General features: G+C 73.3%; 12 protein-coding genes. 1 reads left to right on the top strand and 11 read right to left on the bottom strand.

Translation table 11 applies throughout. The annotated features are described in order from the left end of the window. The 11 genes from ACZ7N4_RS14435 to yczE form a co-directional block, all read right to left on the bottom strand. Nucleotides 1–119 (bottom strand): carbamoyl-phosphate synthase domain-containing protein (locus tag ACZ7N4_RS14435; protein ID WP_471358039.1); only part of this gene is annotated, 119 nt, incomplete at its 3' end. Next, nucleotides 116–1,378: an ATP-grasp domain-containing protein gene (locus ACZ7N4_RS14430; RefSeq protein WP_471357970.1), complete on the bottom strand. Its 1,263-nt coding sequence runs from the start codon at nucleotides 1,376–1,378 to the stop codon at nucleotides 116–118. The genes ACZ7N4_RS14430 and ACZ7N4_RS14435, both read right to left, overlap by 4 nt. Further along, a complete protein-coding gene (locus ACZ7N4_RS14425) occupies nucleotides 1,375–1,665 on the bottom strand; it encodes a hypothetical protein (protein WP_471357967.1) in 291 nt (96 codons plus the stop codon). The genes ACZ7N4_RS14430 and ACZ7N4_RS14425 overlap by 4 nt, the downstream gene beginning before the upstream one ends. Before the next feature lie 164 nt (nucleotides 1,666–1,829). Then, the gene (locus ACZ7N4_RS14420; protein ID WP_471357965.1) at nucleotides 1,830–3,083 is read right to left on the bottom strand and encodes an ATP-grasp domain-containing protein; all 1,254 of its coding nucleotides are present in this window, start codon (nucleotides 3,081–3,083) and stop codon (nucleotides 1,830–1,832) included. Nucleotides 3,084–3,120: 37 nt separating this feature from the next. Continuing rightward, nucleotides 3,121–4,074, bottom strand: a complete 954-nt coding sequence (locus ACZ7N4_RS14415; RefSeq protein WP_471357963.1) for a TauD/TfdA family dioxygenase — start codon at nucleotides 4,072–4,074, stop codon at nucleotides 3,121–3,123. 44 nt (nucleotides 4,075–4,118) lie between these two features. Further along, the gene (locus ACZ7N4_RS14410) at nucleotides 4,119–4,268 is read right to left on the bottom strand and encodes a hypothetical protein (RefSeq protein ID WP_356155551.1); all 150 of its coding nucleotides are present in this window, start codon (nucleotides 4,266–4,268) and stop codon (nucleotides 4,119–4,121) included. A 68-nt stretch (nucleotides 4,269–4,336) separates the two neighbouring features. Next, the gene (locus ACZ7N4_RS14405; protein ID WP_471357960.1) at nucleotides 4,337–6,175 is read right to left on the bottom strand and encodes a carbamoyltransferase family protein; all 1,839 of its coding nucleotides are present in this window, start codon (nucleotides 6,173–6,175) and stop codon (nucleotides 4,337–4,339) included. A 222-nt stretch (nucleotides 6,176–6,397) separates the two neighbouring features. Continuing rightward, nucleotides 6,398–8,545 (bottom strand): iron-containing redox enzyme family protein, encoded by a 2,148-nt coding sequence (locus ACZ7N4_RS14400; protein ID WP_471357957.1) that lies wholly within the window; start codon nucleotides 8,543–8,545, stop codon nucleotides 6,398–6,400. A 165-nt stretch (nucleotides 8,546–8,710) separates the two neighbouring features. Next, on the bottom strand, nucleotides 8,711–9,748 hold the full coding sequence (locus ACZ7N4_RS14395) for an Inducer of phenazine A (RefSeq protein ID WP_471357954.1): 1,038 nt from the start codon (nucleotides 9,746–9,748) through the stop codon (nucleotides 8,711–8,713). 58 nt (nucleotides 9,749–9,806) lie between these two features. Next, nucleotides 9,807–10,586 (bottom strand): SDR family oxidoreductase, encoded by a 780-nt coding sequence (locus ACZ7N4_RS14390; RefSeq protein ID WP_471357953.1) that lies wholly within the window; start codon nucleotides 10,584–10,586, stop codon nucleotides 9,807–9,809. Between the two features lie 256 nt (nucleotides 10,587–10,842). Further along, nucleotides 10,843–11,547 carry a membrane protein YczE gene (yczE, locus tag ACZ7N4_RS14385; RefSeq protein ID WP_471357950.1) on the bottom strand — a complete coding sequence of 235 codons (705 nt, stop codon included), beginning with the start codon at nucleotides 11,545–11,547 and terminating at the stop codon, nucleotides 10,843–10,845. Nucleotides 11,548–11,687: 140 nt separating this feature from the next. Here yczE and yczR point away from each other — a divergent pair, with 140 nt between their 5' ends. Beyond that, on the top strand, nucleotides 11,688–13,130 hold the full coding sequence (yczR, locus tag ACZ7N4_RS14380) for a MocR-like transcription factor YczR (protein WP_471357948.1): 1,443 nt from the start codon (nucleotides 11,688–11,690) through the stop codon (nucleotides 13,128–13,130). Nucleotides 13,131–13,415 lie beyond the last annotated feature (285 nt).

The raw sequence follows: 13,415 nt of genomic DNA, 5'->3' as shown, positions 1-13,415 counted from the left end.
ATCCCGGTGGAGAACACGGCCTCGCCGAAGGTCTCCCCCACGGCCCCGTAGGCGCGACCGCGGAAGATGCGGCCGTCCTCCAGGACGAGTACGGCCGTGGTGGGGCCGCCGGCGCTCATCGGTCGAGTCCGCATGCCGGGCGGCCGCCGCCGAGGTTCTCGGGCTGGGGCGCGCACTCCAGCCGGAACTGGGCCGCGGTGCGCAGGACCGCCTTCTCCACCTCGCCGCTGGAGTCGCCGCGGAAGCGGAAGCGGGCGCCGACGTGTTCGTAGCCGCCGACCCGCGGGATGACCTGGCCGACGGCGGGGACGACCACGGCGTACGGTGCCTCGGCGGGGTCCTGCGGGGCGGGCAGCTCATGGCCGACCACGCGGCAGGGGGCCGGGACGGGGGACGGTACGAGGAGCCAGCCGCCGGTGCGCCAGCGCTCGGGAACGGGAAGGTCGGGGGACCGGCCGAGCTGGATGTCGGCGGCGGCCCGCATCAGGTCGATGCCGTGCACCTCGCGCCAGACGAACGGGATCTCCGCGCCGCCGACCCGGTAGCCCGCCTCCAGGAAGCGGATCTCGGGGCGGCCGTCGGGACCGGTGCCGACGAAGGCCTCCAGGTGGAACACCCATGCCTCGGTGCTCAGCGCGCCCGCGACCCTGGCCGTGAACTCGCCGAGGGCGGCCAGCAGTTCGGTGTCGTCGATCTCGACGGAGCCGAGCGCCTGGCCCTGGGTGAAATCGACGCAGGTGTTGACGTAGCGGGAGGCCCGCCAAGGGCCCAGGCGGTCGCCCGTCCACAGGCCGTCGATGTGGACGATGTCGTCGGGGCAGTACTCCTGCACCAGGCGCGGCTCGGGCGGCAGCGCGGTCAGCTGGGGCAGGTCGGCCGCGGAGGCGACACGGATCACGCCCCGGCTGGCGGTGCCGCGGCGGGGCTTGACCACGACGGGCAGGCCGTGGCGGTCGGCGAAGGCGCGTACGGCCTGGGCGTCGGGGGCGTCGGCGAAGCGGGGCGTCGGGACGCCGGCCTCGGCGACGATCCGGTTCATCGTCAGCTTGTCGCGGAAACGGGCGAGTTCGGCCGGTGTCTGGCCGGCGCAGCCGAGGCGCTCGCGGACGGCGGCGGCGGTGTCGAGGTCACCCTCGTTGAGGGCGACCAGCCGGGCCGGCGGGCCGAAACGGGCGCGCAGCTCGGTGACCGCGTGCCACACCGCCGCCGTGTCGTCGGTGGCGGGGACCACCACGACGGCCGCGGCCCCGGCGGGCACGGAGTCCTGGGCCAGCGCGGTGGTGACGTAGCTGACGTGGTGGGTACGGTGGTCCAGATAGTCCTCGTAGCGGGCGTGGCGGTCCCGCCAGCGGTGCAGGACGACGACGTGGCGGTTCATGCGTGCTCCGTTCCGGCCGCGGCGAGGTCACGGACACGGCCCACGGCGTAGGTCGCCGAGACCACTGCGGCGCGTGCGGAACCGAGGGCGTCGCGGCAGGCGTCGAGGTCGGGTGCGGGCAGACCGGCCACGATGTCGGTGGCGCAGTCGATCAGGTGCAGGGCGGCCCGGATCAGCGGCTGCTCGTCGGTGTACCGCTCCTGGACGAGCCGCCGGGCGGAGTGCAGCTGGGTGACGGGGTCCGATACGGAGCTGGCCGTCGGGACGGTCGAGGCGATGGGGTTCACAGGCGGTTCCCTCCCAGTGGTCGGTCGGTGCGGGCCGGCCTCGCGGGACGTCACGGCCAGGCGGTGCCTGGGCGTGCACGAGGCGGGCCGGACGGCCGGGCGCCGGCGGATGCGGGGCCCGGCCGCCCGGCCGGAGAAGCGGTCCGGTGCGGCGGACGGCGTGCTCAGCGCGTCTCGAAGCGGATCTTCGCGTTGACGGCCTCGGTCTTGGCGACGGCGTCGTCCGCGTCCCGGCCGGACGCGATGGCGTACCCGGAGACGCAGTCGGCGACGGTGAGCAGCGGCGGCACGGTCTCACCGGCGCTCTTGCCGATCACCGCGGCCACCTCGACGTCCCGGAACTCGTCCAGGTAGGGCAGGAAGACGTACTGGACCTCGCCCTGGGGGAGGGTGCGCACCTCGTCGGCGGCGTCCTCGGCGACCTCGACGGCGGTGACCGTGCCGGGCTCGGGGGTGAAGAACCGTACGGCCGCGCCGCCCAGCGGCTCGGGCGAGGTGGCGGGCAGCTCGTCGATGCCGAGCGGCACGGTGAGGAACATCCGGTTCAGGTCCAGGCCGAAGGCGCGCCGGACCAGCTCGGGGGCGCCGCTGCCGGCCAGCCGGGCGTGCGATTCGAGGACCCGGGGGCCCTTCTCGGTCAGCACGAACTCGCTGTGCGAGGGGCCTTCGGTGAGGCCCACCGCGTCCAGCAGCTTCGGCGTCAGCTCGCGCAGTTCGGCGAGCCACGGCTCGGCGTACCGGCTCGGGGTACTGACCTCCCACTCGACGTACCGCTCGTTCATGCGGTACTCGGAGTAGCCGATGGGCAGGTGGCGGCCCTCGTAGGAGAAGGAGTCGACGCTCACCACGGGGCCGTCGAGGTACTCCTCGGCGATGATGCCGGTGATGCCCGCCTCACCCAGCGCCTGCCAGGCCCGCTCGGCGTCCTCCGGGCCGTCCACGGGGTGGATGTGCAGGCTGGCCACGCCGTCGACCGGCTTGACGATGATCCGCTCGCCGACCTCCGCGCGGAACTCCGCGATGTCGGCGGCGCTCTCCACCATCCGGTAGCGGACCGGGCTCAGGCCGTGCTTGTCGAGCAGTTCACGGGTGAGCGCCTTGTCCTTGAGGGCACGCGCGGTGGCCTCCGTGACGCCGGTCAGTCCCAGCGAGTCCACGACGAACCCGGTGGACTCGGCGGCCGGCTCGGTGGTGGTGAGCACCCGGTCGAACGGCCGCTCGTCGTGCAGGGGCTTCAGCACGTCGAGGATGGCCTGCCCGTCGGCGATCGGGGCGTGCACGATGCGCTCGCAGTGCTCGACGATGGCCGGGTCGTACGCGCCCTCCTCGTGGACGAGGACGACATCGATGCCGAGCTGCTTGGCGCCGGCGATCGGGGCCGGGCGGCCGCCGATGACGGCCACGCGGTAGGTGTTCATGAGGTTCCCTTCGTGCGGGTGGACGGAAGCGGCGGGCTCAGGCGGCGTAGCAGCGGCGCAGCCAGCGGGCCGTGGCGTCGGGACGCGGGGTGAACGCCTTGCGGCGGTGCAGCACCCGGTGGTTGTCGAAGATCAGGAAGTCGCCCGTGTCCAGGACGAGTTCGGCGGCCGGGATCGTGGTCAGGGTGTCCGACCAGCTCTCCAGGGCGGTCCGGGCGCGGTCGGTGGCACCGCTGGTGGTGCCGCGGTCGTAGCGGACGCGGTGGCGGCCGGTGCCGTCGGGCTCGATGATCGCGGCCTCGCGCAGCGGGCTTGTGGCGCCGCCGTCGTTGGAGTCGGGCGCGCCGACCTCGAACTCGGGCGTCTGCAGGATCTGCCGGGTCCCGGGGTCCAGGCGGACCATCACGTCGTCGAGCGCGGCGATCTCGGTGGGCACCTGCTCCTCGTTGCGTACCGCGTAGAACGTCAGGTACGGCGGGGTGTACAGGCGCGGGTCGGAGCCCGGCCGGCCGAACGGCTGGTGGGGGTTGTCGGAGTGCCAGAAGAACTCCGAGTCGGCCCCCCAGGAGCTGGTGGTGCCGCAGGCCGCCGGGTTGGGGACGACGTTGCGGATGAGGTGGCCGTCGTTCTCGTAGGCGACGGCGAAGGGCGTGCAGCCGATCAGGCGGATCAGCCCCAGGTGGATGGCGTTGGTGACGGCCAGTTCCGGTTCGCTGCCGAAGCCGCTCACCGGGGTGTCGGGGAAGTTCTGCGCCGGCAGGTTGGACAGCACCAGGGCGTGCCGCGCGGCGGCGGTGAACACCTGGATGCTCTGCAGCACGTCACCGGGGAGGTGGCGGCTGAGCGCGTACGCGCCGATGCCGGCGAGGATGGCGTCGTCGAGATCGGAGTCCAGCCGGGTCTCCGAGACGCGTTCCGAAATCTCCTTGTCCAGCAGGTCCCGGACACTGTCGTCGATGTGGTGCCGGGCGAACTGGAGCAAGCTGGTCATCGTGGGTCTCCCATCGGTGGTGCGCACACCTGGCCGCTCGCCGTTCAGCGAGCCTGTGCCGGGGTCGGCGCGGTCCAGTAGGTCTGGGTGCCGGCGGGCCGGCGGCGGGCCATGGGGTCCTTGACGACCCGGCTCACCAGTCCGGCGGGCGTCACGACCAGGCAGTAGAGGAGGAAGAGCAGGAAGGTGCGCATGGGCGGTCCGTTCTCCCGGCGCCCCCGCGGGGCGCCGGGGTTCGTGGGGCGTCTCGAGCGGCGGTACGTCAGTCGAGCGGGATCTCGGCGCGCCAGTCGTGTTCCTCCGACCAGGCGGGCTGGGCGCTCTTCTCCAGCAGGAAGTTGCCGAGCGCGAGCATGTCGATGTTGGTGCGCATGAAGCAGGTGTAGGCGTCGTGCGGGGTGTTCACGATGGGCTCGCCGCGCACGTTGAACGAGGTGTTGACCAGCACCGGGCAGCCGGTGCGCGCCTTGAAGGCGGTCAGCAGCCGGTGGTAGGCGGGGTTGCTGTGCTCGGTGACCGTCTGCACCCGGGCCGAGTGGTCGACGTGGGTGACGGCGGGGATGGTCGAGCGGTGCACCTTCAGCAGGTCCAGGCCGTTGGCGCCGGCGCTGTCGGCGTCGAGCCGCTGGGCCGCCGCGACCTGCGAGACCACGAGCATGTACGGGCTCTCCTGCGGCAGGTCGAAGTACTCGGTGGCGTCGGGGGCCAGCACCGCGGGCGCGAACGGGCGGAACGACTCACGGAACTTGATCTTGAGGTTCATGGTGGACTGCATGTCCGGGTTGCGCGGGTCGCCGATGATCGAGCGGGCGCCCAGGGCGCGCGGCCCGAACTCCATGCGGTCCTGGAACCAGCCGACGATCTTCCCCTCGGCCAGCCCCTCGGCGACCTCCTTGGCCAGCGTCTCGGGGTCCAGCCGCTGGTGCGGGATGCCGTGGGACTCCAGGTAGGCGGCGATCTCCTCGTCGTCGTAGCCGGGGCCGAGGAGCGAGCCGCTCATCGCGTCGCGCCCGGTGGCGGGGTGGTCGCGGCGCACCCCGCGCTCCATGGCGACGGCCTGGGCGGCGCCGAGCGCGCCGCCGGCGTCACCGGCGGCCGGCTGGATCCACACCTCGTCGAAGATCCCCGCGTCGATGATCTTGCCGTTGGCGACGCAGTTGAGGGCGACACCGCCCGCCAGGCACAGCGTGGACTCGCCGGTGCGTTCCCGCGCGGTCCGCGCCAGCCGCAGGACGACCTCCTCGGTGACCGCCTGCACCGAGGCCGCGAGGTCGAACTCGCGCTCGGTGAGCTGCCCCTCGGGGGCCCGCCGGGGTCCGCCGAACAGCTTCTCGAAGCCCCGGCCGGTCATCACCTGGCCGCGCAGGTACTCGAAGTACCGCATGTCCAGGCGGAAGGAGCCGTCGGGCTTGATGTCGATGAGGTGTTCGCGGATGAGGTCGGCGTAGCGGGGCTTGCCGTAGGGGGCGAGGCCCATCAGCTTGTACTCGCCGGAGTCGACCTTGAACCCGCAGAAGTAGGTGAACGCCGAGTACAGCAGACCCAGCGAGTGCGGGAACCGCAGTTCCGCGAGCGGGGTCACCTCGGTGCCGCGGCCGTGCCACAGGGTGGTCGTGGCCCATTCGCCGACGCCGTCGATGCACAGGACGGCCGCGGACTCGTAGGGGCTCGGGAAGAACGCCGACACGGCGTGCGACTCGTGGTGCCGGCGCACGGACAGCTCCGGCACCCGGCCCAGGCCCAGGCCCTCCAGCTCGGCGCGCACCCGGTCGGCGGTGCGCAGCTTGCCGCCGGCGCCGAGCCAGGACGGCAGGGTGTCGCGGAAGGAGGCGAAGCCGGTCGGGGCGGCACCGAGGAAGGTGGCCAGCACCCGGCGGAACTTCAGCCGGGGGTCCTCGTAGTAGGCGACGGCGGACACGTCGTCCAGCGTCACGCCCGCCTCGTCGAGGCAGTAGCGGACGGCCGCCGCGGGGAAGGAGGGGTCGTGCCGTCGCCTGCTGAAACGTTCCTCTTGAGCGGCCGCGACCGGCACGCCGTCGGCGATCAGCGCCGCGGCGCTGTCGTGGTAGAAGGCCGACACTCCCAGGATCAGGTCAGACACCGCTGTGTTCCTCCACGGAATCGGGGGCGGGATGGGTTGCTTGCGACCGGGCGCGGGGCCTCGGGGTGGCGCGGGCCCACGGGGGTGGCAGGGGGCCTTGGGGTGGCACGGGGCCTTGGGATGGCACGGGGCCTTGGGATGGCACGGGTTCGGGGCGGCGCGGGGCTACGGGGGTCCGCGGGGTTACCGGGGTGGCGCGGGGTTTCGGGGGTGGCGCGGGTCTCATCCCCGCCGGCCCGCGAGCCGTCCGCGGCGGGCCGCGAGCCGGGCACCCACGCCGCTCGGCGGGTTCAGCGAGCGGTACCCCGTCCGCACCCGCTGCCAGGTCTCCGCACGGCCGCCGGGACCAGGGGTGTCGGGCAGGGCGGCCATCAGGGTGTCCACCGCGTCCGCGGCCCACGCGGAGTGACCGGTGGCGACGTTGTCGATGGTGTTGTGGATGTCGACGAAGCGCGTGCTGAAGCCGTACGCCTTCAGCGCCAGCCGGGCCCTGCGGTAGGTGCCGCCGACCCCCGACAGCTCCATCGCCAGGTTCAGCCCCAGCACCTCCGGCAGGAACGTCCTGGGGAACCTGCCGACGCACAGCCAGTACACCGGCAGTTCGAAGGACTCGTCCCGGAAGCCGTGCCAGCGGGCGAACTCCGGCGAGGCGGTGGGCGGCAGGTCGACGCCCATCTCCTTGAGCACGTCCCGGTAGATGAGCGGATGGTTCAACCGCGGCTCGCCGTTGCCGAGTTCGTCCCAGTACGTCTCGAACAGCGAGTGCCCGATCTCCGAGGACGCCTGCTCGTAGTCGGTGAACCCCTGCAGCCAGCTGCCGTCGATCAGGGTCAGCGGCGCCGTCTGCACGGTGTCGTCCACCACGGCCTCCCGCGAGGGCAGCGGGACCTCCGCGTTCTGCTCGAACTCCGCCCCGTGCCGGTCGTGCCGCTCCTGCAGCCAGGGGCGCAGCCCCTCCCGGCCCCAGCGCGCCGGCAGCGGCATCGTCCGCTCGTCCATGCCGTGCGCCGACCTGGCCAGCCAGCCGGCGACGTAGCTCTTCGCCCAGGAGCGCAGCTCCGGAGTGTCGGCGCGGCGCATCAGCAGGTGGTAGGCCTCGCGTACGGAGGACGGGGCGCGGCCCGGGGCGCGGTGGCCGGCGCGGAGGGCGGCGGCCACCTTCGTGGGGGCGGCCGGCGCGACCGGCGTGGTGGTACGGCCCCCCTCGGCCTCCTCCTGCGGGGGAGTCGCCGGCAGGGAGTCGATCCACCGCCGGATGACGTTCAGGTCCTCCGGTGAGAACACCCGGAACATCGGCCCGCGTTCGCCGACCAGCCCCTTCACCAGCGTACTGGCGGACGACCGCCCGGGCTTGACGAGCTTGCTGCGGGCCAGGGCGTCCAGCAGCGGACCCGCGTCGGTGCGGCACTCGGCGAGCCAGCGGGCGAGGGGCTTGCCCTCCAGCTGGAACTGGTGGTGGTAGACGGCGCCCTCGCGGGAGCGCTGCCGCATCAGCTCCGCCATGTCGAAGGCGGGGTCACCGGCCGCGACCAGCTCCGCGTACAGCGCCTGGGACCACTCGACGAGCGCGCCCAGCGTCCCGGCGAAGCCCCGCCGCACCGCCTCGGCGGCCCGGTCGCCCTCCTCCCCGACCAGCTCGTCGACCAGGGCCCGGCACTGCCGGTCCGGGCGCTCCGCCTCGGCCCGCCGCGGCGCCGAGGGATCCACCGCCTCCCAGTCGCACTCGGCCGGCCGGGCCCGTCTGACCATCGTCAGCGCGGGCAGCAGCCCGACCGTGCGCAGACACAGGTCGGCGCCGAGCAGCTCGCCGCGGAACTCGTCCGGCCGCCTGCTCATCGCCAGCAGCAGGCCGGGCAGCACGAACGCGGACTCGGGCACCCGCTGGTCGCCGGTGAGCCGGACCGCCGGGACCGCGTGCTCGGCGAGCCGCAGCCGGCGCAGCAGCTCCAGGAAGGCGCTGCCGCGGGAGGCGTGCGGATGCCCGGCGCCCACGTCGTCGGCGTACAGGGCGAGGATCCGCAGCACCACCGGGACCTCGAAGTCGCCCGGAGCGCTCAGCCACTGCAGCCAGGCACCGGAGACGAGGGCGAGCGGGGCGCAGCCGAGCACGGCCCGGCGCACCAGCACCTCCTCGTGTCCGGCGGGCCGGCCCTCCTGGTGCCCGGTGTCGAGCAGGCCCGTGAACCGCTTGCCCTCGGCCGCCGCCCAGTCGGCGGCCCGCACCACGAGGTCGTCCAGCGGGCCGTCCTCGACGGCCGGCCGGCGCAGCGCGGCGCGCGCCTCCTCGACGAATCCGCCGTCCGGCACCGAGGCCTCGGGGTCGGCGGCGTACGCGTACACGGCCCGGGCGGGGCCGATGTCGTCGTACATCCTTCTCCTTTCGAAAGACCTGTCTGCCGGCGAATTCGATCAGAACATCGGGTAGATGGACGCGTCGTTCTTGCGGTTGGCGCGCTTCTTGCGCCGGAACAGAAGGTCTGCGAGCTTGCGCAGCAAAGACATCGGAAATCGCCTTCTTTCGCGGGAAAAGGAGAGTCAGGAAAGGCCGAGGGTCTCGGCGAGAATGCGGGCCACCAGGTCGTAGCCGTGGTCGGTGTAGTGCGCCCGGTCCACGTAGACCCAGTCCCGCTCGGTGACCGCCTCGGCGACGACCGGGTTGAGGTCGACGTAGCGGATCCCGAGCTTCTCGCAGCCGGCCTGGAGCTTGTCGGAGAAGGCGCGGGCGACCTCCCTGCGGGAGATGTCGCCGTACAGGGCCTCCCACGTGCCCAGCTTGGAGATGCGGTCGATCTCGTCGAAGAGCAGCTGCTCCTGCGGCGCGTGCCGGTCGCGCATCCACAGCGCCATCGGCTGCAGCACGTACGTCAGCCGGGCCGACGGTCCGGCCAGCCGGCGCCAGCTGTCGAGGTGGCGCAGGGTCAGCTCGGCGGCGGAGTCGATGACCGCGGGGATGTCGCGGCGGACGTCGTCATGGGTGGAGATGGTGCGCCGGCGCTCGGCGCGGCGGCCGAGGAGCTTGCCGCCGGAGGCCTTGCGGTTGTTCTCGCGCAGCTCCTCCATCGCGTCGAAGTACTCACCGCAGAACCAGAACGCGCCGTGGTCGCCCTGCTGCCACTCGGGGAGCCTGCCGACGGTGAGGTCGTTGAGCCCGGAGAAGACGACGATCTCCTCGATCTCGGGCAGCAGATGGCGGTAGAGGGTGAACAGCAGCAGCTCCTGCGTGGAGTTGTAGCAGCGGCCGCCGAAGTTGAGCCACGGTGCGGACGGCGCGTGCTTGCGCCACAGCTGCGAGGCGAGCGTGGTGGCGTCGCTGGTGGCGCCGATGCCGAGCACGGTGGAGCTGCCCGAGATCAGCCGCACCGGCCCGGCGGGCATCTGTCCGGCCGCGGAGGCCGTCTCCCCGTTCGGGCCGTGCGAGATCCGGAAGCCCGCCCGGTCGGTGTTGATGACGGGGGAGCGGTAGTCGGCGCGGTGGAAGTACATCAGGTAGGGCAGGTAGCGGGCCTCGCCGCGGTCGTCGAACCGCGTGTACTCCTGCATCTGCGGGGTCAGTTCGTCACGGTGGAGCTTCACGTTCGGGGCACTCCTCGGCTTGCGCGGATGAGGCGGACGGCGGATGAGGGAAGGGGGCTCAGGGGCGCAGCAGGGGGCCCCGGTGCAGCTTGTGCTGGGCCGCCTGGGCCAGCGGGCGGACCACGAGACGGTCCACGTTGACGTGCTGGGGCAGCCCGACCGCCAGCGCGACGCACTCGGCGACGTCGTCCGCGGTGAGCGGGTGGTCCACGTTCTCGTAGACCGCCGCGGCCCGCTCGGCGTCGCCGCGCATCCGGTTGAGGGCGAACTCCTCCGTCCTGACCATCCCGGGCACCACCTCGACGACCCGCACGGGCTCGCCGCACAGCTCCAGCCGGAGCGTCTCGCTGAGCGCGCGCTCGGCGTACTTGGCCGCGCAGTAGCCGCCGCCGCCCTCGTACGCGGTGAAGGCCGCGGTGGAGGTCACGGTGACGACGGTGCCGCCCCGGCCGGCGCGCAGCAGCGGCAGCAGGGCCTGGGTCACGCGCAGGGTGCCCAGCACGTTCACGGAGTACATCCGCTCCCAGTCCGCCGGGTCCGCCTCGGCCACGGACTCCGCGCCCAGGGCGCCGCCCGCGTTGTTCACCAGGACGTCGCAGGAGTCGAGTTCGGCGGCGAGGCGGCGTACGGCCTCGTCGTCGGTCACGTCGAGCGCGTACGGTCGGGCACCCGTCTCCTCGGCGAGTCGCCGCAGCCGCTCCGTGCGCCGCGCGACGGCCACCACCTCGAAACCGTCCTTCGCCAGCCGCCGCGCGGTCGCCGCGCCTATTCCGCTGCTCGCCCCGGTCACCACGGCCTTTCCGGCCACCGGCGCCACCGCCTTTCTCTCGTCCCGCATTCGATGCGGCCGAGGATTCCCCGGCTTTTTCCGGAGATCGCCCTCGGTCGTTTTCCTCGTGCGGTCAAAGCTTTGCCGCTCGGCGACGTCTGTTGAACCCCGCACATTGTTCGGGAACCGGCAATGCGGGAACCCGCAGGGCGGACAAAAGAACGGCCCGGGTGCGGGACCCGGGCCGTCGAAGGGGGCGGAGCGCGATGGCTCCTGGGAAGGGGCGGAGCGCGCTCGCCCGCTCCCGTGAGGGGCGGGGCGCTCCTCAGTCCTGCCGCACCGGTGCGGGTTCCCCCGCACCCCGGTAGGCGAACCAGGGCAGGAAGAACTGGGTGACCGGTCCGACCAGCAGGGCGTACAGCAGGGTGCCGACGCCGACGGTGCCGCCGAGGAGCCAGCCCGCGACGAGCACGGCGGCCTCCAGCAGGGTGCGGACCATCCGGATGGAACCCCCGGTCAGCGAGGAGGCGCCGGTCATCAGACCGTCCCGGGGGCCCGGACCGAGCCGCGCGCCGACATAGACCGCCACCGAGAACCCGTTGAGCAGGATGCCCGCCGCCAGCAGGCAGATCCGGCCCGGCAGGCCCAGGTCCGCCGGGATGAGGAAGAGGCCGAGGTCCGAGGCGCAGGCGAGCACGAGGACGTTGGCGAACGTGCCCAGCGTCGGCTTCTGCCGCAGCGGGATCCAGGTCAGCAGGACCAGGACGCCCACCAGGGCGCTGAGGGTGCCGAAGCTCAGCGAGGTGTGGCGTTGCAGGCCCTCGTACAGCACGCTCCACGGGTTGACCCCCAGGGCCGCCCTGACCAGCACGGACATGCTCAGCCCGTACAGCACCAGTCCCGCGAGGAGCTGGGCCAGCCGACGGGCCGGACGCTCGGTCAGCGGCAGGTAGGCGAGGGGCGGCGCGGTGCGCGCGCTCCCCGTCCCACCGCGCTCCCGGGAGATGAGTGCCGTGCTCGCGTGTCCCATGTCCGTCCGCCCTCCGGTTCCGCGGCGTTCCTTGCCACCGGGGCGATTCTGTAAGGTCATTGCCCGGAACTCGATGACCAATTCCAGGAGAGTGGTATGCCCGTAGCCCCCTGGTCCGGGCCGGTGGTCCGGTGAGTCACGTGGAGCGGACCGTCAGCGGCAGGCAACTGGCCGGGCTGCTCCCGGACCTGACGGGGCTGCGCCCCGCGTACCGTCATCTGTCCGAGGCCATCAGCGCCCTGGTCCTCGACGGCCGGGTGGCCCTGCACGCCCGGCTGCCCGCCGAGCGGGAACTGGCCACCGCACTCGGTGTCAGCCGGCCCACCGTCACCTCGGCGTACGACCTGCTGCGCGTCCACGGCTTCGCGCACAGCCGGCAGGGCTCCGGCACCTGGACGGCCCTGCCCAAGGAGAGCGTGCCCAGCAGGGTCACGCGGGCCCTGCCCGCCCCCGACACGGCCATCGACCTCGCCCGGGCGGCACCCGGTCTGCCGCCGCACGTCCTGGACGACGCCCTCGCCCGAGTGGCGCCCTCGCTGGCCCGGCACAGCCGGAGCCCGGGGTACGACCCGTTCGGGCTGCCGGAACTCCGGGCGACGATCGCCGAGCGGTACACCCGGCGGGGCCTGCCGACCCTCCCGGAGCAGATCCTGGTCACCTCCGGCGCCCAGCACGCGCTCACCCTGGTGCTCGGTCTGCTGGCCGCCCCCGGCGACCGGGTGATGGTGGAGAACCCGTCCTATCCGAACGCCCTGGACGCCGTCCGCCGGGCCCACCTGCGTACCGTGGCCGTCCCGGTGTCGGACGACGGCTGGGACGTGGAGATCACCGAGTCGGCCCTGCGCCAGGCGGTGCCCCACCTGGCCTTCCTCATCCCGGACTTCCACAATCCGACCGGCCTGCTCATGCCCGACGAGGCACGCGGCCGGGTGCTGACCGCCGCGCACCGCGCCGGCACCTGGCTCGTCGTCGACGAGACGCTCACCGACCTCGCCCTCGACGTCCCGGTACCCGCGCCGTTCGCCTGCCGGGCCACGCCCGAGGCGGCGAGCAAGGTGATCACCGTCGGCTCGATGAGCAAGAGCCACTGGGGCGGCCTGCGCATCGGCTGGCTGCGCGCGACCTCCCAGCTCGTGACCGAACTCGCCGCGCAGCGCATCGCCACCGACCTCGGCGGTTCCGTGCTGGACCAGTTGCTCGCCCAGGTCCTCCTCGAACGCGCCGCGGAACTGCTCCCCACACAGCGGGAGCGGTTGCGGACCCAGCGCACGGCACTGGCCGAGGCGCTGACGGAGCACTTCCCGCGCTGGACCTGGCGGCTGCCGCCCGGCGGTCTGTCCCTCTGGGTCGACCTGGGGGAGCCCGTCGCGGCCGAACTGGCCGAGCGCACCCTCGCCTACGGCGTGCGGATCGAGGGCGGCGGACTCTTCGCCGCCGACCCCGGCGTCTTCGCGGGCCGGCTCCGGATCCCGTACACGCTGCCGCCGGAGGTCCTGCGCGAGGCCGTACAGCGGATGGCCTCCGCGGTGGCCGACGGCCTGCCACCGACACCGGCCCGCCGACGCACCCGGTGGATCGCCTGAGGCGGCGTCGGCGTGCGCGCGGGCTGCCCGAGCCCTCCCGGCACACCCCTCCCGGGGAGCCCTGAGGTCCCGCAGGCGTGCGCGGTGGTTCACCTGAGGTCTCACCGGCGTGCGCGGTGGGTTGCCCGGGGATCCCGCCTGCGCGGATGCTGGGTCCCCTGCGGTTTCGTCGGCGTGCGCGGTGGGATCGCCGGGGGTGGCGTTGGCGTGCGCGCAGGGGTGCCCGAGGTTTCGTCGGCGTGTGTGGTGGGCCGTCGGAGGTGGCGTCCGCGTGCGCGGTGGGTT

The organism is Streptomyces sp. NPDC107654, from assembly GCF_055639035.1.
The sequence above is the reverse complement of the archived record's forward strand: the minus strand, read 5'-3'. Positions and strand labels throughout refer to the sequence as shown.

Excerpts from the sequence above, each read along its gene's own strand:
- ACZ7N4_RS14410 (WP_356155551.1), bottom strand. The coding sequence starts at position 4,268 with ATGCGCACCTTCCTGCTCTTCCTCCTCTACTGCCTGGTCGTGACGCCC.
- yczE (WP_471357950.1), bottom strand. The coding sequence starts at position 11,547 with ATGGGACACGCGAGCACGGCACTCATCTCCCGGGAGCGCGGTGGGACG.
- ACZ7N4_RS14415 (WP_471357963.1), bottom strand. The coding sequence starts at position 4,074 with ATGACCAGCTTGCTCCAGTTCGCCCGGCACCACATCGACGACAGTGTC.
- ACZ7N4_RS14420 (WP_471357965.1), bottom strand. The coding sequence starts at position 3,083 with ATGAACACCTACCGCGTGGCCGTCATCGGCGGCCGCCCGGCCCCGATC.
- ACZ7N4_RS14390 (WP_471357953.1), bottom strand. The coding sequence starts at position 10,586 with ATGCGGGACGAGAGAAAGGCGGTGGCGCCGGTGGCCGGAAAGGCCGTG.
- ACZ7N4_RS14430 (WP_471357970.1), bottom strand. The coding sequence starts at position 1,378 with ATGAACCGCCACGTCGTCGTCCTGCACCGCTGGCGGGACCGCCACGCC.
- ACZ7N4_RS14400 (WP_471357957.1), bottom strand. The coding sequence starts at position 8,545 with ATGTACGACGACATCGGCCCCGCCCGGGCCGTGTACGCGTACGCCGCC.